This window comes from Bifidobacterium longum subsp. infantis ATCC 15697 = JCM 1222 = DSM 20088 (assembly GCF_000269965.1).
GTDB lineage: Bacteria > Actinomycetota > Actinomycetes > Actinomycetales > Bifidobacteriaceae > Bifidobacterium > Bifidobacterium infantis.
The window spans coordinates 2,134,961-2,159,556 of the sequence record NC_017219.1; the positions used below are offsets into that span (position 1 = coordinate 2,134,961).

At 60.5% G+C, this 24,596-nt stretch carries 28 protein-coding genes and 2 pseudogenes; 21 read left to right on the top strand and 9 right to left on the bottom strand.

Annotated features, from left to right (window positions below; genetic code table 11):
* The first annotated feature begins 22 nt into the window (after window positions 1–22).
* The 7 genes from BLIJ_RS10150 to purD all read left to right on the top strand — a co-directional run bounded on the left by BLIJ_RS10150 (window position 23) and on the right by purD (window position 7,505).
* A complete protein-coding gene (locus BLIJ_RS10150) occupies window positions 23–493 on the top strand; it encodes a cupin domain-containing protein (protein ID WP_012578229.1) in 471 nt (156 codons plus the stop codon).
* A gap of 205 nt (window positions 494–698) precedes the next feature.
* Window positions 699–1,562 carry an ABC transporter substrate-binding protein gene (locus BLIJ_RS10155; RefSeq protein WP_012578230.1) on the top strand — a complete coding sequence of 288 codons (864 nt, stop codon included), beginning with the start codon at window positions 699–701 and terminating at the stop codon, window positions 1,560–1,562.
* Between the two features lie 109 nt (window positions 1,563–1,671).
* Complete coding sequence (locus BLIJ_RS10160) at window positions 1,672–2,559, top strand: amino acid ABC transporter permease (RefSeq protein WP_012578231.1); 888 nt, start codon at window positions 1,672–1,674, stop codon at window positions 2,557–2,559.
* The gene (locus BLIJ_RS10165; protein ID WP_012578232.1) at window positions 2,556–3,341 is read left to right on the top strand and encodes an amino acid ABC transporter ATP-binding protein; all 786 of its coding nucleotides are present in this window, start codon (window positions 2,556–2,558) and stop codon (window positions 3,339–3,341) included. The genes BLIJ_RS10160 and BLIJ_RS10165 overlap by 4 nt, the downstream gene beginning before the upstream one ends.
* Window positions 3,342–3,539: 198 nt before the next feature.
* Window positions 3,540–5,051 (top strand): amidophosphoribosyltransferase, encoded by a 1,512-nt coding sequence (gene purF / locus BLIJ_RS10170; protein ID WP_012578233.1) that lies wholly within the window; start codon window positions 3,540–3,542, stop codon window positions 5,049–5,051.
* 121 nt (window positions 5,052–5,172) lie between these two features.
* Window positions 5,173–6,210, top strand: coding sequence for a phosphoribosylformylglycinamidine cyclo-ligase (purM, locus tag BLIJ_RS10175; RefSeq protein ID WP_012578234.1), 1,038 nt, complete (start codon window positions 5,173–5,175; stop codon window positions 6,208–6,210).
* A gap of 26 nt (window positions 6,211–6,236) precedes the next feature.
* Window positions 6,237–7,505, top strand: coding sequence for a phosphoribosylamine--glycine ligase (purD, locus tag BLIJ_RS10180; RefSeq protein ID WP_012578235.1), 1,269 nt, complete (start codon window positions 6,237–6,239; stop codon window positions 7,503–7,505).
* Between the two features lie 373 nt (window positions 7,506–7,878).
* On the opposite strand, the gene BLIJ_RS10185 is transcribed toward purD, so the two are convergent.
* The 4 genes from BLIJ_RS10185 to BLIJ_RS10200 form a co-directional block, all read right to left on the bottom strand.
* Window positions 7,879–9,528, bottom strand: coding sequence for an aldehyde dehydrogenase family protein (locus tag BLIJ_RS10185; protein WP_012578236.1), 1,650 nt, complete (start codon window positions 9,526–9,528; stop codon window positions 7,879–7,881).
* A 109-nt stretch (window positions 9,529–9,637) separates the two neighbouring features.
* Window positions 9,638–11,716 carry an LTA synthase family protein gene (locus BLIJ_RS10190; RefSeq protein ID WP_012578237.1) on the bottom strand — a complete coding sequence of 693 codons (2,079 nt, stop codon included), beginning with the start codon at window positions 11,714–11,716 and terminating at the stop codon, window positions 9,638–9,640.
* A 258-nt stretch (window positions 11,717–11,974) separates the two neighbouring features.
* Entirely contained in the window at window positions 11,975–12,898 is a 924-nt protein-coding gene (locus tag BLIJ_RS10195) for a metal ABC transporter solute-binding protein (RefSeq protein WP_012578238.1), read from the bottom strand.
* 338 nt (window positions 12,899–13,236) lie between these two features.
* Window positions 13,237–14,007, bottom strand: coding sequence for a hypothetical protein (locus tag BLIJ_RS10200; RefSeq protein ID WP_014485089.1), 771 nt, complete (start codon window positions 14,005–14,007; stop codon window positions 13,237–13,239).
* A 50-nt stretch (window positions 14,008–14,057) separates the two neighbouring features.
* Between BLIJ_RS10200 and rpmB the strand changes: the two genes are divergently transcribed.
* The 12 genes and pseudogenes from rpmB (at window position 14,058) to BLIJ_RS10255 (ending at window position 19,920) form a co-directional block, all read left to right on the top strand.
* The gene (gene rpmB, locus BLIJ_RS10205) at window positions 14,058–14,294 is read left to right on the top strand and encodes a 50S ribosomal protein L28 (protein ID WP_012578240.1); all 237 of its coding nucleotides are present in this window, start codon (window positions 14,058–14,060) and stop codon (window positions 14,292–14,294) included.
* A 170-nt stretch (window positions 14,295–14,464) separates the two neighbouring features.
* Window positions 14,465–14,635: a 50S ribosomal protein L33 gene (gene rpmG / locus BLIJ_RS10210; RefSeq protein WP_012578241.1), complete on the top strand. Its 171-nt coding sequence runs from the start codon at window positions 14,465–14,467 to the stop codon at window positions 14,633–14,635.
* Between the two features lie 218 nt (window positions 14,636–14,853).
* Window positions 14,854–15,159, top strand: coding sequence for a 30S ribosomal protein S14 (gene rpsN / locus BLIJ_RS10215; RefSeq protein WP_012578242.1), 306 nt, complete (start codon window positions 14,854–14,856; stop codon window positions 15,157–15,159).
* A 105-nt stretch (window positions 15,160–15,264) separates the two neighbouring features.
* Entirely contained in the window at window positions 15,265–15,522 is a 258-nt protein-coding gene (locus BLIJ_RS10220) for a type B 50S ribosomal protein L31 (protein ID WP_012578243.1), read from the top strand.
* A gap of 49 nt (window positions 15,523–15,571) precedes the next feature.
* On the top strand, window positions 15,572–15,694 hold the full coding sequence (gene rpmJ, locus BLIJ_RS10225) for a 50S ribosomal protein L36 (protein ID WP_012578244.1): 123 nt from the start codon (window positions 15,572–15,574) through the stop codon (window positions 15,692–15,694).
* On the top strand, window positions 15,694–15,861 hold the full coding sequence (gene rpmF, locus BLIJ_RS10230; protein ID WP_012578245.1) for a 50S ribosomal protein L32: 168 nt from the start codon (window positions 15,694–15,696) through the stop codon (window positions 15,859–15,861). Before rpmJ ends, rpmF begins: the two co-directional genes overlap by 1 nt.
* Window positions 15,862–15,995: 134 nt before the next feature.
* Complete coding sequence (locus BLIJ_RS15390; protein ID WP_014485090.1) at window positions 15,996–16,400, top strand: metal ABC transporter solute-binding protein, Zn/Mn family; 405 nt, start codon at window positions 15,996–15,998, stop codon at window positions 16,398–16,400.
* Window positions 16,379–16,438, top strand: a pseudogene (locus BLIJ_RS15395) (hypothetical protein); the annotation flags it as partial. The gene BLIJ_RS15390 and the pseudogene BLIJ_RS15395, both read left to right, overlap by 22 nt.
* A gap of 141 nt (window positions 16,439–16,579) precedes the next feature.
* On the top strand, window positions 16,580–17,707 hold the full coding sequence (locus BLIJ_RS10240) for a permease (RefSeq protein ID WP_012578247.1): 1,128 nt from the start codon (window positions 16,580–16,582) through the stop codon (window positions 17,705–17,707).
* 2 nt (window positions 17,708–17,709) lie between these two features.
* Entirely contained in the window at window positions 17,710–18,465 is a 756-nt protein-coding gene (locus BLIJ_RS10245) for a TIGR03943 family putative permease subunit (protein ID WP_012578248.1), read from the top strand.
* 258 nt (window positions 18,466–18,723) lie between these two features.
* A complete protein-coding gene (locus BLIJ_RS10250) occupies window positions 18,724–19,224 on the top strand; it encodes a Fur family transcriptional regulator (protein WP_012578249.1) in 501 nt (166 codons plus the stop codon).
* 348 nt (window positions 19,225–19,572) lie between these two features.
* On the top strand, window positions 19,573–19,920 hold the full coding sequence (locus BLIJ_RS10255) for a hypothetical protein (RefSeq protein WP_012578250.1): 348 nt from the start codon (window positions 19,573–19,575) through the stop codon (window positions 19,918–19,920).
* Between the two features lie 77 nt (window positions 19,921–19,997).
* On the opposite strand, the gene BLIJ_RS10260 is transcribed toward BLIJ_RS10255, so the two are convergent.
* Complete coding sequence (locus BLIJ_RS10260; protein WP_014485092.1) at window positions 19,998–20,300, bottom strand: TetR-like C-terminal domain-containing protein; 303 nt, start codon at window positions 20,298–20,300, stop codon at window positions 19,998–20,000.
* Window positions 20,301–20,303: 3 nt separating this feature from the next.
* On the opposite strand from BLIJ_RS10260, the pseudogene BLIJ_RS13825 reads away from it, so the two are divergent.
* Window positions 20,304–20,468, top strand: a pseudogene (locus tag BLIJ_RS13825) (ABC transporter ATP-binding protein); the annotation flags it as partial.
* A 118-nt stretch (window positions 20,469–20,586) separates the two neighbouring features.
* The gene (locus BLIJ_RS10270; RefSeq protein WP_014485094.1) at window positions 20,587–21,309 is read left to right on the top strand and encodes an ABC transporter permease; all 723 of its coding nucleotides are present in this window, start codon (window positions 20,587–20,589) and stop codon (window positions 21,307–21,309) included.
* Window positions 21,310–21,354: 45 nt separating this feature from the next.
* Here the strand turns inward: BLIJ_RS10270 and BLIJ_RS10275 are convergent, their stop codons facing one another.
* The 4 genes from BLIJ_RS10275 to BLIJ_RS10290 form a co-directional block, all read right to left on the bottom strand.
* Entirely contained in the window at window positions 21,355–21,783 is a 429-nt protein-coding gene (locus BLIJ_RS10275; protein WP_012578253.1) for a Fur family transcriptional regulator, read from the bottom strand.
* A gap of 8 nt (window positions 21,784–21,791) precedes the next feature.
* The gene (purK, locus tag BLIJ_RS10280) at window positions 21,792–22,970 is read right to left on the bottom strand and encodes a 5-(carboxyamino)imidazole ribonucleotide synthase (protein WP_012578254.1); all 1,179 of its coding nucleotides are present in this window, start codon (window positions 22,968–22,970) and stop codon (window positions 21,792–21,794) included.
* Window positions 22,954–23,454: a 5-(carboxyamino)imidazole ribonucleotide mutase gene (gene purE, locus BLIJ_RS10285; protein WP_010081100.1), complete on the bottom strand. Its 501-nt coding sequence runs from the start codon at window positions 23,452–23,454 to the stop codon at window positions 22,954–22,956. Before purE ends, purK begins: the two co-directional genes overlap by 17 nt.
* A gap of 128 nt (window positions 23,455–23,582) precedes the next feature.
* Entirely contained in the window at window positions 23,583–24,575 is a 993-nt protein-coding gene (locus BLIJ_RS10290; RefSeq protein ID WP_012578256.1) for a zinc-binding dehydrogenase, read from the bottom strand.
* Window positions 24,576–24,596: the final 21 nt, after the last annotated feature.

The following is a 24,596-nucleotide window of genomic DNA, read 5'->3' on the forward strand; positions in this document are numbered from 1 at the left end:
GCCAAGAACAGGAGATCTCATTATGAGCGTCGCTTTGCGAGACATGAGTCCATACGCCCGGTCCATAGTGGAACGCCTTGGACTGGAAGCCCACCCCGAAGGCGGCTGGTACACGCGTGACTGGCAATCCCCGCACACGGATGAGGCCTCAAGCCGACCGCTATCGTCACTGATTTACTTCCTGCTGCCCGAGGGAGATGCCAGCACCTGGCATAAGGTCGATGCGGATGAGGTCTGGCTGTGGCATGGCCCGGCATCGGTCAAGCTGGAACTCGGCGGCAGCGGCGAGACTCCGGAATCCGACGAATCCAAGCGAACCGTAATCACCCTGGGTTCCGGCATCACCACCGATCAGGCCGACGTAACCGTATCGGGACATGCGGTCGTACCGGCTGGCGTCTGGCAGCGCACAGTGCCTGGCCAGGGCGATGCGCTGGTCTCCTGTGTGGTCAGTCCGGGATTCGTATTCGACGGCTTCACACTCGAACAGTGAACGCCATTTCGCTCTGCGCCAATATGAGATATCCGTTCGCTTACGCGCCAGATTGCGCGGCTCTAGCCGGCCATAAGCAATGGAGATAACCAGCATCCGAGAATATCACTGTTTTGTAGTAACCCAATAGCCATACAATTGGCGCGCATGCATCAAGCACGACTTTGAACCGTGTGCATGACGAACACTTGAGGAGAGGAAGCCCATGTTCAATAAGCAACACATCGTCCGTACCATTGCGTCCACCGCCAGCATCCTGGCTCTGTCGTTCACCGCAGCCTGCGGTTCCGGCCAGTCCACCGCATCCAATTCCGCCGATTCGAACGACATCACCCAGCAGACGTACAAGCCGGGCAAGCTGACCATCGCCACCGGACAGCCGGCCTACGAGCCGTGGGTTATGAACGACAAGCCGGAAAGCGGTGAGGGCTACGAGGCGGCCGTCGCCTACGCAGTGGCCGACAAGCTCGGTTTCAAGAAGAGCGACGTGGTGTGGACCCGCACCGCATTCGACACCGCCATCGCTCCCGGCGCCAAGGACTGGGATCTCAACATCCAGCAGTTCGGCATCACCGACGAGCGCAAGAAGGCCGTTGACTTCTCGTCCAGCTACTACAACGACAGCCAGTCCGTCGTGGTCAAGAAAGACAGCAAGTTCGCCAACGCCACCAAGGTATCCGATCTGAAGAATGCGACCGTGGGCGTCATGGTCGGCACCCTTGCCTACGACTACGCCAAGGCGAACATCAAGGACGACATCCAGACGTTCAATGATGATGCCGCACTGGCTCAGGCACTTGACGCCGGTCAAATCGACGCACTGGTCACCAGCACCGTGGAATGCGTGTACATGGTGCAGTCCGAGCAGGTCAAGGACGCCAAGGTGCTCGGCCGTCTGCCTGACTCCGAAGACAAGAGCGGCATGGGCATCGTGCTGCCGAAGGATTCCAAGCTAACTGCAGCCGTGACCAAGGCAGTGGATGACCTGAACGCCGACGGCACCATCAAGAAGCTTCAGGACAAGTGGCTGGCCGAGTACACCACCGACCTGACCGAACTGAAGAAGTAAGTGGAGTAGGCTCACATCATAAGGTCACAACACCTTGGCCGGACGCTGCGGAAATTTTCCTGTGACACCCGGCCATTCCGGCATTCAGGAAGCGAGCGACATTCATCACATGACCGCAGCACCAACCGAAACCAGGCAGCACAATGCCCCTGACGGACACGAGGTAAGTCAGGTCGAGCTCAGACGACGCCAATATCGTGTTCATCAGCAAATTCAATCGACGATTACCAGTCTGATCAGCACCATTGTGTTCGTTGTGGTCATCGTCATCGGCCTGAAGCTCTCCCCCGGCTGGCCACGAGTCAAGGAGACCTTCTTCTCCGGCGAATACTTCGTCAAATCGTTTCCCCATGTGCTTGACGGCCTATGGCTCAACATCCGCGTTCTGCTCGTCGCAGTGGTCGGCGTGGCGATTCTAAGCACGCTGATCGCATTGGTGCGCACCAGCCGCTCCCCTATTCTGTTCCCGCTGCGTATCCTGGCATTGATCTACACGACTGTGATGCGCGGCGTGCCTATTATCGTCGTGCTGTATCTAATCGGTTTCGGCATTCCCGGCCTAGGCTTGTTCGGCCGTATCGATCCCTCGGTACTCGGCACCATTGCAGTGGTAATGGGATACAGCGCCTACGTCTCCGAGGTGCTGCGTGCCGGTTTTAACGACGTACATCCTTCTCAGCGAGCCTCGGCCCGCTCGTTGGGCCTGACCTCCGGCCAGACGACCCGACTGATCGTCATTCCTCAGGCATTGCGCAAAGTCGCGCCCGCACTGATGAATGACTTCATCTCCATGCAAAAGGACGTCGGCCTGATTTCCGTGCTGGGTGCGGTGGATGCCGTGCGCGCCGCACAGATCGACGTGGCCAGCACCTACAACTTCACGCCGTATGTGGTCGCCAGCCTGCTGTTCATCCTGATGAGCGTGCCGTTCATCCTGCTGAACGACTGGTACACGGAACGTCTGCGTAAACGCGAACTCAGCGGAGGAACGGTATGAGCGGAATAACCAATATCAACACCGAGGCGAGTGACTCCCCCGTGAGCAACAAGACGGTGCTGCGTCTTGATGACGTGCGCAAATCCTTTGGAAACACGCAGGTGCTGCGTGGCATTTCCTTTGACATTCACCAACATGAGGTGGTGGCTTTGCTGGGGCCTTCCGGTTCGGGCAAATCCACATTGATGAAATGCGTCAACCTGCTTGAGCAGGTCGATGACGGCCAGATTTGGCTGGGCAATACCGATATCACCGACCCGCGTGCCGATCAGGACAAGATTCGCGCACGTATCGGCGTGGTGTTCCAGCAGTTCAACCTCTTCCCCCACATGTCGGTGCTCAGGAACGTGACCCTTGCCGCAATCAAGGTTCACCACTGGAGCAAGGATCGCGCCGAAACCCGCGCTATGGAACTGCTTGAACGCATCGGCATGCGCGATAAAGCCAGCGCCTACCCTGATCAGCTCTCTGGCGGCCAGCAGCAGCGCGTGGCGATTGCGCGCGCACTGATGACCGACCCGGAACTGCTGCTGCTTGACGAGATCACATCTGCTCTTGATCCGATGCTGGTCGGCGAAGTGCTCAACATGGTTGCCGAGTTAAAGGCCCAAGGCACCACAATCCTCATGGCCACGCACGAAATGAGCTTCGCCCACGACGCGGCCGACCGCATCGTACTGCTCCGTCACGGCGTCATCGCCGAGAACGGCACACCCGCCGAGGTGATGGACGAGTCGCAGGATCCCGAGACCATCGAGTTCTTCAGCCATTTCAGGCACTGAGACGAAGCCGAAAAACAAACACCGGATTCATACGACGAAAGGCCAAAATCCTAAGCCACTATTCATACTCAACTGATCTGGTGCTTAAACCGCGTCCGCGAACCCCAACAAGTTCCACCACCCCACAACACGCGATGTAGCCGCCGATTGGTAGGGTTGGCAGATAGTTAATCCCCTGTTTGAAAAAGGAGCTTTGGCTTGTCGGCTGAACTCGAAGACATTCATGAGGAATGTGGCATCTTCGGCGTATGGGGCCACCCCGACGCCTCACGACTCACCTATTTTGGCCTGCACGCGCTGCAGCATCGCGGTCAGGAAGGTGCCGGCATCGTCTCCAACGATAACGGTCATCTCATCGGTCATCGCGGACTCGGCCTGCTCACCCAGGTGTTCGGCGATGAGCGCGAAATCGAACGACTGAAGGGCAATTGCGCCATCGGCCACGTGCGTTACGCAACGGCCGGCTCGGGCACCACGGACAACATCCAGCCGTTCATCTTCCGCTTCCATGACGGCGACGTGGCTCTGTGCCATAACGGCAACCTGACGAACTGCCCGTCACTGCGCCGCAAGCTTGAAGACGAAGGCGCCATCTTCCATTCGAACTCCGACACCGAAGTGCTGATGCACTTGATTCGCCGTTCGATGCAGCGCACCTTTATGGACAAGCTCAAGGAAGCGCTCAACACGGTGCATGGCGGTTTCGCCTACCTGCTGATGACCGAAGACGCCATGATCGGCGCACTCGACCCGAACGGCTTCCGCCCGCTCTCCCTCGGCAAGATGAAGAACGGCGCCTACGTGCTCGCCTCCGAAACCTGCGCCCTCGACGTGGTCGGCGCCGAACTGGTGCGCAACATCCGCCCCGGCGAAATCGTGGTGGTCAACGACCACGGCTACAAGATCGTGCAGTACACCAACAACACGCAGCTGGCCATCTGCTCGATGGAATACATCTACTTCGCCCGTCCGGATTCCGACATCTACGGCGTCAACGTGCACTCCGCCCGCAAGCGCATGGGCGCGCGTCTGGCGCAGGAGTCCCCGGTCGAGGCCGATATGGTCATCGGCGTGCCGAACTCCTCCCTGTCCGCGGCGTCCGGCTACGCGGAGGCCGCCGGGCTGCCCAACGAAATGGGTCTGATCAAGAACCAGTACGTGGCCCGCACCTTCATCCAGCCCACACAGGAACTGCGCGAACAGGGCGTGCGCATGAAGCTGTCCGCCGTGCGTGGCGTGGTCAAAGGCAAGCGCGTGGTCGTCATCGACGATTCGATCGTGCGTGGCACCACCTCCAAGCGCATCGTGCAGCTGCTGCGCGAAGCCGGCGCCGCCGAAGTGCACATGCGCATCAGCTCGCCGCCACTCAAATACCCGTGCTTCTACGGCATCGACATCTCCACCACCAAGGAACTCATCGCCGCCGAGAAAAGCGTCGAGGAGATCCGCGAATACATCGGTGCCGACTCGCTGGCCTACCTGTCGCTGGACGGTCTGGTCGAATCGATCGGCCTGAACGCCGACGCCCCTTACGGAGGCCTGTGCGTCGCCTACTTCAACGGCGACTACCCCACCGCGCTCGACGACTATGAGACCGACTTCCTGAAATCCCTCACGCCCGAAGACCGCGTGCGCCTGCCCGAATTCGCGCTGTACAAGAGCAAGTACATCGGCAACGAATACAACACCGTGCAGCCGGAAGCCGAATAGCTCACCACCAATCCACTCAATAACAATTCTTTGAACCAGAGGCGCTTGCCTCCCCTCAGTCGGCTTTGCCGACAGCCCCCCCCTCCAGAGGGGAGCCAAAATAAGTAGAAAGGCCAACCAAATGCCAAAAGCATATGAGAACGCCGGCGTGAGCGTCGAAGCCGGGTACGAAGTCGTCAAGCGTATCAAGTCGCACGTGGCCCGCACGAACCGCCCTGGCGTAGTTGGCGGTATCGGCGGTTTCGGCGGTCTGTTCGACCTGGCCTCCCTGGGATACAAGGAGCCGGTTCTCATCTCCGGCACCGACGGCGTGGGCACCAAGCTCATGGTCGCCAAGCTGGCCAACAAGCACAACACCATCGGCATCGACTGCGTGGCCATGTGCGTCAACGACATCGCCGCCCAGGGAGCCGAGCCGTTGTTCTTCCTTGACTACATCGCCTGCGGCAAGAACGACCCGGCACTGCTTGAGCAGGTCGTGGCCGGTGTGGCCGACGGCTGTGTACAGGCCGGTTCCGCGCTGGTCGGCGGCGAAACCGCCGAAATGCCGGGCATGTACGACGAGGACGAGTACGATCTCGCCGGATTCTCGATCGGCGTTGCCGAAAAGTCCGCCATCGTGGACGGTTCCACCATCGTTGAAGGCGACGTGCTCATCGGCCTGCCCTCCACCGGCGTACACTCCAACGGCTTCTCCCTGGTGCGCAAGGCCCTGTTCGAGCAGGCTGGCTACACCGTGGACACCAAGCTCGACGAGCTGGGCGGCGAAAAGCTCGGCGACGTGTTGCTCACCCCCACCAAGATCTACGTCAAGGCCCTCTCCCCGCTGTTCAAGGCGGGCGTGGTCAAGGGCGTGGCCCACATCACCGGCGGTGGCTTCATCGAGAACATCCCGCGCATGATCCCGGACGGCCTGGCCGCCGAGATCGAGCTCGGCACCTGGCCTGTGCTCCCGATTTTCGACGTGCTGGAGAAGGCTGGCAACATCGATCACAAGGAGATGTACAACATCTTCAACATGGGCATCGGCATGGTGCTGGCCATCGACCCCGCTCGCAAGGACGAGGCGCTGAAGCTGCTCGCCGATAACAACGAGCCCGCCTATGTGCTCGGCCAGATCACTGCCGACACCACCGGCACGCAAATCGTACTGAAGTAACTCGCTTTCCGCAGGAAAGGAACAACATGGGTCAGAAAGTATTGGTTATCGGCTCCGGTGCGCGTGAGCACACCATTGCCTACACGCTGCTCAAAGCGCCGAGCGTCGATGAGGTCACCGTGGCGCCCGGCAATCCGGGCATGGTCAGGGACGGCATCCACATCACGCAGCTGAGCCAGTCGAACCACGCCGCACTTATCGAATTCGTGAAGAATAATGGCTATGACTGGGTGTTCGTAGGCCCGGAAGTCCCGCTGATCGAAGGCATCGTGGACGATTTCGCCGCCGCGGGCATCAAGGCGTTCGGCCCCTCCAAGGCCGCCGCCCAGATTGAAGGCTCCAAGAACTTCGCCAAGCAGCTCATGGAGCGTCATGACATCCCGACCGCCCACTACCAGACCTTCATCGACCTGGAGATGGCGCAGGCGTACGTGCACGAGCATGGCGCCCCGATCGTCATCAAGGCCGACGGACTGGCCGCCGGCAAGGGCGTGACCGTGGCCATGGACGAGCACACCGCCCAGCGCGCGCTCGAGGACATCTTCATCGACCACCGCTTCGGCGTCGCCGGCGCCAAGGTCGTCATCGAGGATTTCCTGGAAGGTCAGGAGTTCTCCCTGATGAGTTTCGTCAACGGCACCGATTTCTGGCCGATGCCGATCTCGCAGGATCACAAGCGCGCCCATGACGGCGACGAGGGCCCGAACACCGGTGGCATGGGCGCCTACAGCCCGGTTCCGCAGATTCCGCAGTCCGTGATCGACGAGGCCATCGAGACCATCGTGCGCCCCACCGTCGAAGGCATGGCCGAGGAAGGCACGCCGTTCACCGGCATCCTGTACGCCGGCCTGATCGCCACCGCCGACGGCCCGAAGGTCATCGAATTCAACGCCCGTTTCGGCGACCCGGAAACCGAAGTCGTGCTCCCGAAGCTCACCTCCGACCTCGGTGCCGCCATCGCCGCCATGCTCAACGGCGAAACCCCCGAATTCACGTGGAATGAGTCCAACGCCACCCTCGGCGTGGTCATCGCCTCCAACGGCTACCCGGAGAATGTCATCAAGGGTGCCCGTGTGCCCGAAATCGAGGTCGACGAGAATTCGCATGTCTACTATGCCGGCGTCACCTCCGACGACAAGGGTGGCCTGATTGCCAACTCCGGCCGTGTCCTGCTCGTCGAAACCTCCGCCCCGGACATCAAGTCCGCCCAAGACAAGGTCTACGCGATCATCGACACGCTCGAGCTGCGCGGACTGTTCTACCGCCACGACATCGGTTTCAAAGCCCTGAAGTAACAGAAGCGGCGCATCTGCCGCATATTTTGGCCCGGTGGCCATGTCAATCGATTGACGTGGCTACCGGGCCAGATTTTTCTGTCCCGGTAGCCGATTTCGGCTCTTTTTCGCAAACCAGGACAGTTGAACACCTCGAATATAGGAATATTTGGAATTCCCTTCCATGCAAAACCGCACTATTCCGCCATTTTCGTAATACGCGGACGATACTTTCGGCGTCAGTTTTGTCCCGGTAAGCAGAAAATGACTCGAAATCAAATACCAGGACAGAAAAATCTGGCCCGGTACACGAATCAATCGATTGACGTGGCTGCCGGGACAGCGAACGTCACTATGACAACGCCATCACCCAATATCAGCGAGCGATATCATGCTAGCTGAATTTGGCGATGATGTTGAACAGTTTGGCCTTGGCTTCATTGAAGGGCGGGTACACGAGGCGCAGAGTGTCGGGGAACTGCGGCTTGGTAACCACGGTTTTGACGTGGCTGAAGGTGAGGAAGCCTTCTTTGCCGCGGTAGGCGCCGATACCGGAATCGCCCACACCGCCGAACGGCAGTCGGCTGGAAAGCAGATGGCCTAACGGCAGCGAGTATCCAAGAGCACCGGAACTGGTCTGACGTTCGAAAGTCAGCCGCACCTCGTGATCGCGCGAGAACACGTACGCGGCCAACGGTCGAGAGCGCTTGTTGATGAATCGGATTGCGGACTCGGCATCCTCGACCACCAGAATCGGCAGAATCGGCCCGAAAATCTCCTCCTTCATTACCGGCGCATCTGGCGACGTGCCGTACAGTACGGTGGGCGCGATATATCGGGCGGCGCGATCGACCTTGCCGCCGCAAATGATTCGACCGGCCGGGTCGAACACGCCGGGCACCTTGTGAATCTCGCTCGGCTCGACAGCGGCCGAGGCAGTCGCATCACTATCAGCGGCTGCCGTATTCGAACCGGCCGCCGGCTTCGCCGCATTGTTCGCGCTACCGGCACCGCCACCGGCTGTCTCCCCCGCGCTTCCGCGTCCGGCAGCCACGACATTGAAGCGCCGCCCGACCATATCCATGGCCGCGCCTACCGCCGATGCCACCTGCACCAGCGGCGAGCTCGGCTCCTCAGGCGGCACGGTGCCGACGGGCAGTAGCTTGCACAGTCGTTCAAAATGACGATCGTTGATAATACGACCAAAATCAGGCGAGGCTTTCGGATCTTCACCATAGAATTCGGTGATGGATACGGCGATACGTTCAGCCAGAGCCTCGGCCACATCCGGCGTGGCAAGCACATAGTCGGGTGCCACACATGTCTGTCCGGCATTGGTGAACTTGCCCCATGCGATACGTCGTGCAGCTACATTGATATCCACCGTATGGTCTACGAAACACGGTGATTTGCCGCCAAGTTCCAGCGTGACCGGCGTCAGGTGCTTGGCCGCCGCCCGCATGACGATTTTGCCGACGTGGCCGCCGCCGGTGTAGAAGATATGGTTAAACTGGCACTTCAGCAGTTCGCCGGTTTCCTTGGGACCGCCTTCGACCACGCGCACGGCCTCGGGGTCAAGGTACTGCGGCACGAGTTCGGCGATAAGACGCGAGGTATTCGGCGAAAGCTCGGAGGGTTTCAGACAGATGGCATTGCCTGCGGCTAGCGCGTCGGCCATGGGCTCCAGAGCCAACAGCACCGAGTAGTTCCATGGCGAGATGATGAGTACCACGCCTTTGGGTTCGGCGATCGTCCAGCCGACTGCGGGCTGCAGCATCCAATGCATTGCCTTGGGATGGCGAGCGGCCCATAAACCGAGCCGATTACGGACGAACTTCGCCTCGCTGGCCACCAGATTGAGCTCCATCAGTATGGTTTCCGCCGCGGGTTTGCCCAAATCGGCCATGGCCGCGGATGCGAAGGCGTCGCGATTGTCCGTTACCAGCCGGCGCAGCGCATCCAATTGCGCCCGCCGCCAAGCCAACGGTCTCGTGCGGCCTGATTCATAGGCGTGACGTAGCCGGGTGAATTCCACATTGACCATGACGCTTCCTTCCCACACACCCCCGGAATGGTCTTCCCGGGTGCCGACCTACCCATCGTACGTCATCGCGCCCGCGTCCCGCCGTCGCGCCGGCGCGCGCCGCCCGGGTTTACGGCAACGTCATGAAATCAGTGTCTTTGAGGTAGTTTTTGCCGGCGGTGATGTCGTATTGGATGAGCTTGTAGTCGGCAAGCAGCTGCTTGGTTTCCTTGTCGAAGTCATCGGTGGACATCGGGTTGCCGTTCTGATCAAGGTAGATGCTCTGGCCTTCGGGGATACGGTCCCAGCCTTGGATCTTGTTGACCACGGGCGGTTCCATGGCGGCGATCTTGGAATGCATCTCGGTTAGGAACGCCAGATACGGGCTGACCTTGGCGTTCATGTGATCGGCGGCCTGCGCCACGAAGAAGTTCGGCGAGGAGTAGGCTGCATCACTTGCTTTATTGCCTTGGGAACCAGAGGCCTTGTTCGACCAGATGAAGTAATCGGTCAGGTGCAGGGCCAGGGAGTTATTGTCATCCTCACTGGCGGACGAGTAGATGCCCGGCAAGTGGTCGCCATAGAACACCACGGTGACGGGCTTATCCAGCGCATCCAGTTCATTCAGGAACTCCTGAGTGGCCTGATCGGTAATCTCCACACCCTTTTGATAGGTCTCAATCGACTGCTGTTCATCATCACCCAGCGGCGTACCCGTGGTGGATTCGGCGGTGTAGTCGTTATTCTCATACCACTCGTGGTATGGCATGTGATTCTGCATGGTGATGATCTGGATAAATTTGTTCGTCTTGCCGGACTTGATGCCTTCCAGCGCAGAATCATAGGAAGACTTATCAGAAACGTACGGCGACTCGTCGATCTTGTCCTGATACTTGATCACGTCCGGACCGGTCAACGTGTAGAAGTGCGAGAAGCCGAACTTCTTGTAGTTCGTGGCACGCGAGTACATGCTGGATTCGTACGGATGATAGCCGAGCGAGTTGGCGGGCGCGCCCCACATCTGGTTGATGGTGGGGGTCCAATGCTGGCTCGGGACCAGCTGCTGGTACGGGCTGGACAGGGAGGAATCGAAATTGGCCATGCTCAGGCCGGAAAGTCCCATGTATTCGAGGTTGGCCGTACCGCCGCCGTAGCCGGAGGAGAGCATCAGGCCGGAGGTGGTGCCCGCCTTGATCTTGCGGATGTTGGGCATCGAATCCTTGCTGGTCTTCAGTCCCGGCACGCGGCTCGGGTCGGAGAAGGATTCGGACAGCACGTACACCACTGTCGAATCAGTAAGATTATTGGTGCGGGAGGCGTTGATCATCTCCGCTTTCTTCTGGTAGCGAGCGGCGACCTTCTTCATGGTCTCCTCGGAGTAGTTGCTCGGCTTGTCCATGATCTTCGGGTTGAGCTGGCGGGTAAAGGCTACGAGCGGACCGTTGCGCTGCGCGTCATACACGGAATCCCACATGGATGGCGTGTCTCCCAAGGCGCGGGAGAACTTGTTGGCCAGCGAATCGGTGGTGCTCACATGCATGCAGTACAACGCGAACACCAGAATCGGCAGCAGCAACAGGATCAGACGGGACGTGAGGTTCAGGCGGCGATCATCCGTTTGAATCATGCGGCCTTTGCGTCCGTCGGCGTACCGCAGCGCCAATACCGGGACGAGCAGCACGGCGAACACGGCGAGCGCGATGAGGATGGTCACGTGCGCGCCGGCCGGGGCGAAGGTGAGCATGTTGCCGGTATTGGAGCCGAGGAACCCGAGATCGGCGGGCAGGATGGCCTCGTAGCGGATCTCGATTTTGAAATGCTCGATGACGGCGACGATGATCCCGGCCGCGAGCATCACGATGCTCGACGCCCAGAACCGGTTGAGCAGCATCAGGAGCATAAGGTACAGCAGCGCGACAAGTATCATGTTGAGCGCGAACACGAAGTTGCCGTCGGTCCACATCTTGCTCACGAAGCCGAATCCGACGGTCGGACTGGACAGCTGCACGCGGGTGGAGCTTGCCGAAACACCGACTTCGAGCGCCGTCACGACGATGATGTCGAAGATAACGAAGAGCACGCCGTACACCCAGCCGGGGAAGGGCTTGTGGGGGTGCTGGGGCGTGACTTCATTGGCTTCGGCCTTTTTGGCCCAAAGCTTGAAATGGGGTTTCACTGTGGTGGTGGTACTACTAGTGTTCTCGCTCATTCGCCTGTTTCCGTATGTGCCTTTTCAAGGGCATATTGTTGCCACTGAACTTTGGAAAATCCATAGTTCCACTATTTTCTTACCGTTTCCTAACTATTCACCCTAACGCAAAGGGTGCCTCGGGACATCCCCGAAGCACCCTGATATATAAGGAGCCTTCCCTGATAGCGAAGTGTTCTGTTCTCCCCTAGACAACGCCTCGCTATCTGACTTGGCTATTTCCCTTATCGCTGTTGCGGATTGCCAGCTACTGCCGCATTACTTCACGGCGGCGGCGAACTGGTCGACCAGCGCGCTCATCCAGTCGAGCAGGTTGGTGTACTGCTTCGGCATCTGCTCGGTGAGCTCCACGATCGGCACGCTGGCGTCCTTGGCGGCACCGGTGATCTGGTCAGTGGTGGAGGTGGCTTCCTGACTGTTGAAGACGAGCATCTTGATGGAGCCAGCCTTCAGGGTGTCCTGGAAGTCCTTGATGTCGGCCGGGGTCGGCTCGCTCTCGTTGGCGGAGGCCTGGGCGTAGCCCTTCGGGGTGACGTCGGTCATCTTGAGGTCGTCGGCCAGGTACCAGGCCACGGATTCGGTGGCGGCGTACGGCAGGCCCTCGGTCTTGGCGGAAGTCTCCTTGATCTTGGACTCAAGCTGGTCTTCCTTGGCGTGCCAATCCTTGTTGAGCTTGGCGTAGTCGTCCTTGTGGCTCGGGTCGGCCTTCTGATAGGCGGCGGTGATGGCGTCGGCGGTGCTGGAGCGCACCTTGGCGGAGAACCAGACGTGCGGGTTGTCGCCTTCCTTGATGCCGGTGGTCTCGGCGGCGGTGACCAGCGTGGCCTTGGTCGACTTGGCGGCCTTGGTGGCCCACGGGTCGTAGTCGGCGCCATTGACTACGGCTACCTTGGCAGTGCCGAACTTGGCGACATCCTGGCTGGTGGGCTCGTAATCGTGCGCCTCGACGTTGGTCTTGGCCATGATGTTGGTGACTTCGACGTTGCTGCCGCCGAGGTCTTCGGCCACGGAACCCCACTGGTTGATGGAGGCGACGACCTCGATCTTGCCGGAAGACGCGGCGCTGCTGGAATCGGACTTGCTGCCGGCGGCATTGCTGGAACCGCAGGCGGCCATCGAGAACAGGGTCGCCGAGGCGGCCGCGATGGCGAGCGCGCGCTTGGCGTTGGACATGATGGACATGATTGGATTTTCCTCTCTAATTCAGCTGTTTGGCCGGGCGATGCTGCTGTTGCTGCATCATCGCCCGGCCCCCAACACGACAGAATAACATGTATTGAGAATTATTATCATTTGCATTTACGTCGGCGTGTTGCACGCGCACACCCGCGCTGCCGGCGGAAATCCCGCGCCCCGACGATGACAACGCGGGATCCCGCCGTTTTCGGCAGACGAAACGGCAGTATCCCCGCGTCCGAACGATACCCGCGCGGGGGTTCTGCCATTTAAGGCCTCGGAAACGACAGAAATCCCGCGCCACCTTCGTTCGGACGCGGGGGTTCTGCCGTTTGCCGCACATGTCACAACGGCATCGCGGCACAGACCGACGCCTGCACCAGGTCGACGAGCCCCACGGTGTGGGCATCCTCACAGACCAGCGCATCACGCAAGGCGATTGCACGGATGATGTCGCGGCAGGCGCACTCCCCGTCTGTATCCAAATGGCGTGCCAGGCAACCGGCACCAATGACCGGCAATTCGAGCACGCACGAGGCCTCACGGATCAGGCGGGAGACCACTACGCCGGTCGAACGCTCGTCATAGACGCCGTTCTCCTCGCCCATGCCGTACAGGCACAAACGGTCGTCGTCAAAGAATCGCTCTTCGAATTCGTCAAGGCCTACGGCATTGGCCACCGCACCCACGAACATCGACTCACCCCACTCGTTGAGACGGAAGGAATCGGCCAGATACTGCGCGACCGGCGTGGCCTCAAGGCCCACAGGCAGCGAGACCAGAAACGCGCCGGCCCGCCCTTGCAGCGATCCGAGCGTCCGTTCAAGGTCATGTTTGACCGTGCAGCTCATGCAGCACCCCTCGAGCCCGAACGAATCGGACTCGCCGAACACCACCCCGCTTGCCTGGGGCTTCGCGACGTTGCGCACGATATCGAGACCGGATTCCACGGCTTCGTTCGGGCGCACGTCATAAGCAATCGAGCATACGGATGGGAAGGAATCGACCAACGAGAACGTCACGGAGTCCAGGCTCAGGCGGTCGGCGCCGGTGAGCAGCACCACGGGCGTGCGCCCCTCCGCGTTTCCCTGTGATTGCAATGCCGGATGAATCATGACAGCCTTTCTGATTTGATAATGGTTATCATTATGATATAGTTGCAGGCATGTCCAAAACATGTCAAATTCTGGGAACACGCGCCGGGGTCGGCAACCGCGTCTCCCACTCGCACAGGAAAACACGCCGAACCTTCGCCCCGAACCTGCAGTCCAAGCGGTACTGGGTGCCGTCCTTGCAGCGGCACGTCACGCTTACCGTGAGCGCCAAGGGCATCAAGACCATCGACCGCATCGGCATCGAGGCGGCGATCGCCCGCATCCGCCGCGATCAGAACGTCAACTGAACCGGCCACGGCATCACCCCCATGCTCGGGCAGTCAGTAGGCCCGCCACTGTGCCGGCGCGTAACCGCGCAACAAACCGCGCTAACGAGCTGCATCACCCACATGGCACCGCGACGTACGCGACATACGTGACATAACAGCGTGACACCCACACATAGAAAGCACCACTCATGGCAAGCAAATCCTCCGCAATCCGCCCGGTCATCACCCTGAAGTCCACGGCCGGCACCGGATTCACCTACACCACCACCAAGAATCGTCGTAATACGCCGGACCGTCTTGAGCTCACCAAGTTCGATCCGGTAGTCCGCAAACGGGTGCTCTTCCGAGAGACCCGCTAATCCATCTGTTCGTTCATTGGACACCAGTCGCGAGGCGAGGAAGAGGCTTAAGCACCCGCCGAAATCGTTTCCTTGTTGGCATTCCGGCGGTTTCCTCTATCACCATTTCATGAACTCATCTTCCGAACCTTGCGGCATGCGCCCAATGAACGAATGCACTCGTCCCAGCTCCGGCCGGCGCGATTCCCGCGCCCCGGAGCCTTATCAAGGAGCCGGACATGGCCAAAACCAGTAAGATCAACCGACAATTGCAGCGCGAACGCATGGTCGCCAAGTATGCCGAACGCCGCGCCGAATACAAGCGCGACAGCGTCAACCCTCATCTGACCGCCGAAGAACGCGCCGAGGCGATGCGCAAGCTGCAGGCCCTCCCCCGCGACGCCAGCCCCACCCGTCTGCGCAACCGCGATTCCATCGACGGCCGCCCGCGCGCCTACAACCGCAAGTTCGGCCTGTCACGTATCAATCTGCGTGAGAAGGCACACAAGGGCAAACTGCCCGGCGTGGTGAAATCCAGCTGGTGATCAGGCCGTCTCAGGCCATCTCAATTCACCGGATTCCGCCCGCGCGTCCGACGCCATTCTCATCCATATCACCACACAACACCACACAACCAAAGGTCCATAACCATGCAAGAGGGCATCCACCCCGAATACGGCCCCGTGGTCTTCTATGACCGCTCCGCCGACAAGTACTTCCTCACCAAGTCCACACTGGTGGCCAAGGCCGTAAACCTGCCGACCATCGACTGGGAGGACGGCAACACCTACCCGCTCGTCAATGTGGAGGTGTCCAGCTACAGCCACCCGTTCTACACCGGCAAGAATGTGGTGATCGACGCCGCCGGTCAGGTGCAGAAGTTCAACGCTCGTTACGGGCGCAAGTGATTCGCCGCACATTCCGCAAAGACCGTAAGACAAGAAGAAAGGAACGGACATGAAGGTCAAGGCATCGGTCCGCTCATTGGCCCGCAAGGATGGCTCCTATGTCGTCCGCCGGCGCGGCCATCTGTATGTAATCAACAAGAAGAACCCCCACTGGAAGGCGAGGCAAGGCTGATGGCACTGCCCAAGTACAAGGCGTCCCGAGCAAACACGCATTCGCGCCGAGCCAACTGGAAGGCCAAGGTGCCTCAGCTGGCCACGGTCAGAACGCCTGAAGGCGAAGTGGTTCAGGTTCCGCAGAATCTGGCCGCAGCCGTACGAAAGGGGTATATGAAGCCATAACCAACATCGTGGATTCCGCAATCCATCAAGTCTCGTAACAACAACTCGACGGTCCGCTCCACAGGCCGGCGGCGTACGTTCTTTCTCCCATTTCCTTCCGTATGCCGTCACCTGCCGGGGCGAACCGCCGTTTTATGGAGTCCACCGCATCCGATCTGGCCAAGCTCGCCAAGGCAGACATCGTGGCTCAACGTCGCCGGCTACGATGGTTGGGCGGAAAGGCGCAGCTTGACAAGAAACGCCAGACCATCGTGAACGCGGGCGACCTCATGGGCGTCACCGCCACCGACGAGTACGAGCATTCCCACGACCACGCCGAGGGCGAAGAAGGCCACCATCACCACCATGGTGCTACGAACCCGCACCTGTGGTTCAGCCCGGAAGCCGTGCTAAAGGATACCGAAGCCATCAACGCCGCCTACGCGGACAAGGCCGGGGCCGGTTCTGCCACCGCCGCCACCGCGCAACGTCACTTCAACGACAGGAAGAAACCCTCAAGGAAATGGACAACTGGCCCACGTATTACCCGGTGTCCATGAGCAAGGAGGAAGTGGCCACCGAGATGCTGGCCCACTGATTCGCCATCGGCCCAGGCAACCATGTGCAAAGTTCCCCGCATATCGATGTGTACCATCGGCATGCGGGGACTCGCATATTATCTCGACCACTATCATGCGTACGGTGCTAATATGACGGCGATATGGCAGGTGATATTCGCATGAAAGAACCTCGCACGCAGCGCACGGAACAGGTGAACACCGCGCAACAGGACCATTCGGCGAACTATCTGTTTCTGATTATCGGCACGCCGCTGGTGGCGTTCCTGATTGCGGCTTCCGCGATGCTCGAGTCGCGTGGGTTTCCGGTTCCGCTGGTGCGTATCGGCACCGGTGCCGCGGGGCTTATCCTGCAGGCGATTCCGTTCATGCTGCTGGGCGCGATGATGTCGGCCGCGGTCAGCACGTTCGTCAGCGCCGATTTTCTGGCCCGCCACATACCGAAATCGTTGGCCGGCGGACTGGCCGCGGCATTGGTGGCCGGTCTGTGCCTACCGGTGTGCGATTGCATGGTGGTGCCTACGTTCGCGAATCTGATGCGCAAACGCCTGCCGCTGCCGTGTGCGGTGACGTTTCTGTGCGCAGTGCCGGTGATGAATCCGATGGCGATATGGTCCACATGGTTCGCATTCACCGACAAACCATGGATGGTGGCGGCCCGCATGGGGTTGGGCATGGTAGTGGCGATAGTCGCGGGGGTGTCGTTCGCGGTGTGGCCGCTCCGCTCCCCTGCGGTGCGTGAGAGGCCGCTGACGATTGGGCGGTCGTTGATTTGCGAGGATTGTGCAGGGGCGACGGGTGATTCGCCTGAGAGCCACCCCCAGTCGGCTTTGCCGACAGCCCCCGCCGGCGGGGGCACGGGGCGCGGATTGGAGCGGTTCACGCATTTCATTCGGCATACGCATGACGACTTTATGCGGATGATGCCGATTCTGCTGTTCGGCACGATCATTGCCTCCATCATGCGCACCGCATTGTCGTCGTTGACCAACGGTTCAAGCACGCTCGATGACGCTGGTGCCATCGTACTGATTCTGGCGGCGATGGGACTGGCGTTCCTGTGTTCGCTGTGCTCTACGTCCGATGCGGTGATCGCCGCCAGCATGATTGGCGCGCTGCCGGTCTCCGCCATGCTTGCCTTCCTGGTCTTCGGCCCGATGCTCGACCTCAAGAACACGCTGATGCTGGCCACGGAATGCCGGCCACGGTTCATCATCCGGTTCATCGCGACCGTGGCGGCGGCCTGCCTCCTCGCCGCGATTGCCGCCCATCTGGTGATGGGAGCGTAGCCATGAAGCGCAAAGCCACACTCCCCGACCGCGTGGAGGCGCTGTGTTTCGCGGCGCTGGGCGCGGCCATCGCCTATGCAGCGGTGGGCGGATCATACACCACGCTGACCACGCCGCGTTCGCTGCCGTATCTCATCATCGGTGCGGTACTGCTGTTCGCGCTGGCGACCGCAGCATGGCTCGGACTGTTCCACGCCACGGAGCGTTCGGTTTTACGGTTCCTGATCGCCTTGATTATTCCGGCGCTGCTGATCGCCGTGCCGTTCCAGCCCAGCAGCGGCAGCGGCGGCTTCGACGAGTACGCCGGCGGCCGCGCTATCGCCATTCCCCGCAGCTCGCACAAGCCTGATGGCTCCTCGCAGCTGCACGGACTCGACACGGCGAACAAGACCCTGACCATCAGCAACGACGAATTCGGCTCATGGTTCGAGCAGATCGACCATAATCCGCAGCGTTACGTCGGTTACCATGTGCAAGTCACCGGGTTTGTGAGCAAGTCGCGTACGTTCGACGCGGACGAGTTCGAGCTGTCCCGCCAGTTCATGTCCTGCTGCATTCTCGACATGACCCCATTCGGGTTCATAGCCAGCTCCGGCAAGGCCGGCACCTCGCACAATCACGACTGGGTCACCGTCGACGCCGTCATCAAGCAGGGCGTCTACGGCTCCGCCGGCCACGAGCGCCAAGGCCTTATACTGCAGGTCCGGTCGGTCAGCAAAGCCGCAGCCGCCCCGACCGGCTACTTCTACTGGCAGTAAATGACGCGTCTCCCGAAATGGAAAGCACTGCGCTGCGCCATGACTCGCCCCATATCGGCAGAAATCCCGCGTTACAACGAAAGGTACGCGGGGGCTCTGCCTTTATAGGGCTCAAAACTGGCAGAAATCCCGCGCAGGCCTCGTTGAAACGCGGGATTTCTGCCAGTTGATTCAAATCATGTGACAACATGCCGGGCATCTGATTTGCTTTAATAACGATAATGAATATCATTTGTTAACAGAAAGGGGCAGAACGTCATGAGCACCGAGCAAACCGCGACCACTCGGCGCGTGACGCGACCCCGACTCCTCATCACCCAGGTCCTGGCGGAACTATCCCGATTCGCCACGGCCCAGGAAATCACCGACATCCTGCGCGAGCGCGGCACGCGCATCGGCACGGCCACCGCCTACCGCAATGTGCAGATGATGGCCTCCCAAGGCGAGCTCGACGTAATCCACGTCAACGGCGAGGCCCTCTACCGCGAGTGCTCGGACCAGCATCACCACCATCACATCGTATGCCACGAATGCGGGCGGACCATCGAAATCGAGATTCCCGGACTTGAGCAGTGGATCGACAAAGCCGCCAAGCAGTTGAAGTACCAGACCATCGCCCACGAACTGGAGATTTTCGACCTGTGCCCCAAGTGTGCGGCGAAGCATGCCATCGAACCGCCTCTCAGCGTCGGCACCTCACCAAAGGATGGACCACTGACGACGCCAGACGATACTGGCCGTCGGCGCTCGAACAAATAATGGCGCAGTCCCGACGCTACTGGCCTTCAGCATCGGTGCCCTTCCAATCCTTGGCGCAATAGCGACGATATAAGCTCCACTCGCATCGTTAGATTGCCAACGCTTGGCGCAGCACCGACGCCAGACACGATCATCGTCGTCGTTCCACCAATATTTGGATTGGTACCGCCACCACCTATACCAGGCGTCGACACTCGGCCAACAATCGGCCCGTTACCGACACAAAACTGCATGAGGTCTCATTGCTCTTAATAGCAGCAATGGGCCTGATAATCACTTTCACCAACTTTCGTCGCTGCCGTCTGCCTCCCTACAGTCACAGACGAACAAACGCTGAAAGGAACAACAATGACTATCAAGACCATCGATGAGCATGCTTACGAGATCGTTACCGAAGAGGGCACCTTCGCCGTCTGCAAGGACACGCTGGCCAAGTTCGACGCCACCAAGCACGAGCACGGCGTGGCCGCCTGTGGCCGCTGCGGCTGCTGCTTCACCGGCGACTGCTGCGACGACACCGGCTGCGAGCACAACCACACCGAAGAGTACGGGGGCAAGGCTTGCCTGCACGCTTGCCACGAGAACCGCGAAGGCCACGAGTGCGCCTTCTGCCACCTTGCCTTCGACACCAACGAGAAGTGCCACGATGAGATCCTGGCCGACCTCAAGGAACTCAAGGCCGAGCTGGCTGCCTGAGTTTTAGGTTTCCGATTTCTCCTGCGGATTGGCTCCTCTCAGGGAGGGGAGCCAAATTCCGACACGAACCACCGCGCTTACCGTATGATGTCTACGGGCGCGGTGGTTTTGTTTTTCTCGATGATGGCGCAGATTTGCTCGGGTGCCTCCTTGCAGCCGCGCCGGATCCATAGCCAAATAATCGATGAGACGGCGGAGACCAGAATTTCCAGCGCATAGTCGCGCGGAATGCCGCTGTAGCTCAGCTCGGCACCCACACGGGCCGCCTGCCCAAGCAGCATCTGCTTCAACACATCCTTGACCCGGTCATACATCTGCATATCGTTGCCCGAACGGGACAGTGCGTCGAAGAACGCATACTCACGCTTGACATAGCGCAACGCCTCGGCTTCGTGTTCCAGTTCTACAATCTGGTGGCCAACCTCACGGCCAAGGAGAACGTGGAGCTCGCCTCCGAAATCATGAAAGACGCGCAGGAACCGACCCAAGCGCTTATCGACGTGGGGCTTCAGGACCGTATCAACAACTTCCCCGCGCAGCTTTCGGGCCGGACATGCAAACAACCGGCACCGACTTCTTTAATCAGAACAATCTCGATGACATAACCGTCATCAGCGATTATGGCCTGACCAAAGCTGACGAAAACATTATTCGCGGCGCGCCGAAGTGGCCAAGGCGATGAAGGGCGGGGCCGTCTCCGAGTCCGCGCCGATCTACTACGAGGAGATGTCGAAAGTGGCCGGCAAGGAGAACGACAAACAGTCGATTACCCTGATCGCCACTGATGACACCTACAATTTCGGCGACTACATCACCCTGCGTTCGCGCACCGGGCACAAGCCGCAGGTGCTCACCGACCGTGGTGCGATCATCTCCGAACGTATGGCGGAGATGATGGACGCCAAGGTAGGCGACACGATTACCGTCACCGATTCGAGCGGCACCGAGCGCAAGGTGCGCGTGGACGGCATCACCGAAATGCATATCGGGCATTTCATGTTCATGACTTCGGGTGGCTATAAGCACGTGTTCGGCGAACAGTACCAGTCGAACGCCTATATGGTGAGGCTCAAGAACCATGAGACCTCCAATGTGGAGTCGCGTAGCGCCAAGCTCATAAAGTTGGACGGCGCGAAGGGCATTGTGCAGAACACGACTTCGAAGAAACAGGTGGCCACAATCGTCGACTTGCCGGATCAGATCATGGAAGTGCTGATTCTCGTGGCTGAGCTGCTGGCCGTGGTGATCCTCTACAATCTGATGAATCTCAACGTCTCCGAACGTATCCGCGAACTGCCGACCATCAAGGTGCTCGGCGGACTCGGCGTGCTGGTCTACCGGCGGTTGAAGACGGTCGACATGCTCGGCGCCCTGAAGTCGGTGGAATAGCAGCGGAATAACAAATGGGATCGGCTTTGAAGCCGATCCCATTTGTTATTCGCTCACTGCTTTCTGAGACTTCTGCGCTTTCTGCTCCTTTTGGCAATCAGGGCATAGTCCGAAGACCTCCAGGGTGTGGGATTCGACGGTGAAGCCGTGGCCGTCGGCCACTTTGCGCAGCCAAGCCTCGCTGGGCGGGTCGATTTCCACGGTTTTGCCGCACCGCTTGCACACCAAGTGGTGGTGATGTCCGTCGTCGCCGCATAGGCGGAACAGCTGCTGGCCGTCCAGGCGGATCGTGTCGGCGGCACCGGCATCAGCCAAGGCGTTGAGCTGGCGGTACACGGTGGCCAAGCCGATTTTCGAGCCTTCGTCCTCCAGCCTGCGGTGCAGGTCCTGAGCGGAGATGAACTCCTCACAGTCGGCCAAGGCGGCGCGAATCGCGTCCTTCTGCTTGGTCTGGCGTTCGATATGTTCAACCATCGATAAGGTCACGCCTTCTTTTTCAGGTCGTCCCAGCAGCCGGTGGCCTCAAGGTCAGCAACCGTGGCATCAGGGTTGTCGGTGAGCACGGTGATGTGGCCCATCTTGCGGTCGTGGCGCACTTCGGCCTTGCCGTAGTCGTGCACATTCCACTCCGGGTGGGTGGCGATCAGCGCGCGCGTCGGCTCCACATGCTGGCCGAGTACGTTGACCATCACGGCCGGCGAGAGCAGCTTGGGCTTGGGCATGGGCCAGCCGGCGATGCCGCGGATGTGGGCGTCGAACTGGTCCATCGAGCAGGCCTCGATGGTGTAGTGGCCGGAGTTGTGCGGGCGCGGGGCGAGCTCGTTGACGATGACCTGATCGTCCTTGGTGATGAACAGTTCGATGGCCAGCGTGCCAGCCAGTTCGAAGCCCTTGGCCAAGCGAATCGCCAGTTCATGCGCTTCGCGAGCCACATGTTCGGACACTTCGGCGGGGGCGATGGTCATGTGCAGGATGTTGTTGCGGTGCTCGTTACGCACGATGGGGAAGGTGACGAAGTCCTTGCCGTTGCCGGAGACCAGGATCGAAGCCTCGAATGCGAAGTCGACGAAGCCTTCCAGGATGCTCGGCGGGAAGCCGCCACCACGGTCGGAACGGGAGCGGATCTTCTCCAAGTCGGCGTCGGAACGCAGCACGAGCTGACCGTGGCCGTCGTAGCCGCCGGACACGGTCTTCAGCACGGCCGGATAATGAATATCATCCAATGCGGCGTCAAGCTCATCGAAGTTGTTGACAGCGTGCCACGGTGCGGTGGCGGTGCCGTGGTCGTTGATGAACTGCTTCTCGTGCACGCGGTGCTGGGTCACGCGCAGCAGGTCAGTGCCCTGCGGGGTGGCGGTGATGCCGCGCACCTCGTCGATGGCATCGGCGTCCACGTTCTCGAACTCGTAGGTGAGCACGTCGGACTGCACGGCCAGATCATGGATGGCGGTTTTGTCATCGTATTCGGCGGTGATCTGGAAGTCGGCCACCTGACCGGTCGGGCAGTTCGGCGTCGGGTCAAGCACGCCGACGCGGAAGCCCATGTAGCGGGCGGACAAAGCCATCATGCGGCCGAGCTGGCCGCCGCCGATGATGCCGATGGTCGATCCCGGCATCAGCATCGAAACACGACCGCCTGTTTCCTCAGACAAGCTGGGCATTGGATTCAGCCACCTTTTCTTTCAGTTCGTTACGGTAATCCTCAAGCTTGTCGGCCAGTTCGGGCTCGAAGGCGGAGAGCATCTGCACGGCGAGCAGGCCGGCGTTGGTGGCACCGGAGTTGCCGACGGCGGTGGTGGCCACCGGAATGCCGCCGGGCATCTGCACGATGGACAGCAGCGAATCCCAGCCGGACAGGGCGTGGGAGCGCACGGGCACGCCGATTACGGGCAGTGTGGTCTGCGCGGCGATCATGCCCGGCAGGTGGGCGGCACCGCCGGCACCGGCGATAATGACCTTCAGGCCATTGGCGCGGGCGTTGTGCGCGAACTCGGCCATGAGCTCGGGCGTGCGGTGCGCGGAGATGACCTGCTTGTGGTAGGCGACGCCGAACTGGTCGAGAATATCGCAGGCGCGCTTCATGGTCTCCCAGTCGCTGGCCGATCCCATGACCACTGCGACTTCGGGCTTGGATTCATTTGCCATTATCATTTACTCCCTAGTTATTGAGAATAAGGCCCACTGTACGCTTGGGCGCTTACTTCGGCAACGCCTTGCGGTTTTCCCCGGGTCCGCCCCGCAGACCCGCTCCCCCGGCCCGTGAAGCCGGGCTCCTACAATGCGATGACGATCTTGCCGAACATGTCGCCGGCGATCATTCTGGCGAACGCCTCGGGGGCGCAGTCCAATCCGTCGACCACGGAATCGATCACCGGATGCAGGTCGGCGTGCTCCACGAAGCGCAGCAGCCGGGCGAAATCCTCGCGCGAACCCATGGTGCAGCCCTGCACGCGGATGTCCTGGAAGAACAACCGGGTCAGTTCGGCACCGGGCTGGTCGCCGGTGGTGGCGCCGCAGATGGCGATGGTGCCGCCGGGACGCACCGACCGCACCGAATGACCCCATGTGGCCGCCCCCACGGACTCGATCACCGCATCGACCTTGCGCGGCAACCGCGCACCGGTCTCCAGCGCGGCCTTCGCGCCGAGTTTCAGCGCTTTGGCGCGCTTGTCCGCGTCGCGTGAGGTGACGAACACCTCCAGACCGGCGGCATGGGCGAGCTGGATGGCCGCAGTGGACACGCCGCCGCCCGCGCCCTGAATGAGCACGGAGTCGCCCGGCTTGATGCCGGCGGCATCGAACAACAGCGAGTAGGCGGTCAGCCAGCTGGTGCCGAGTGCGGCCGCCTCAGCCGTGGTGAGGTTTGCGGGCTTGGCGAACACGTTGGCGGACGGCACGGCAGTCTTCTCGGCCATCGTGCCGGGGTATTTCTCGGAGAGGATCGTGCGGCGCTCGCCCGGGGCCACGCCCGCGCCATCGGTGCCGACGAACGTGTACAGCACCACTTCGCTGCCGGCCTTGAGCCCATGCTTGCCGGGGATGTCCTCGTCCAGAATGCCCACGGCATCGGTGCCCAGGATCATCGGCGTCTGTTCGGCGGCGAGACCCACACCCTGTAACGACCAGACGTCGTGATGGTTCACGCTCACCGCACGCACCGAGACGGTCGACCAGAACGGGCGGGCCTGGGGTTCGGGCTGCTCGCCCACCGCCAACGCGGCAAGCGGATCGGCATGGTTGACGGTGGATGCGTATACGGCCTTCATTGCGCGCTCCTTGGTATCAAG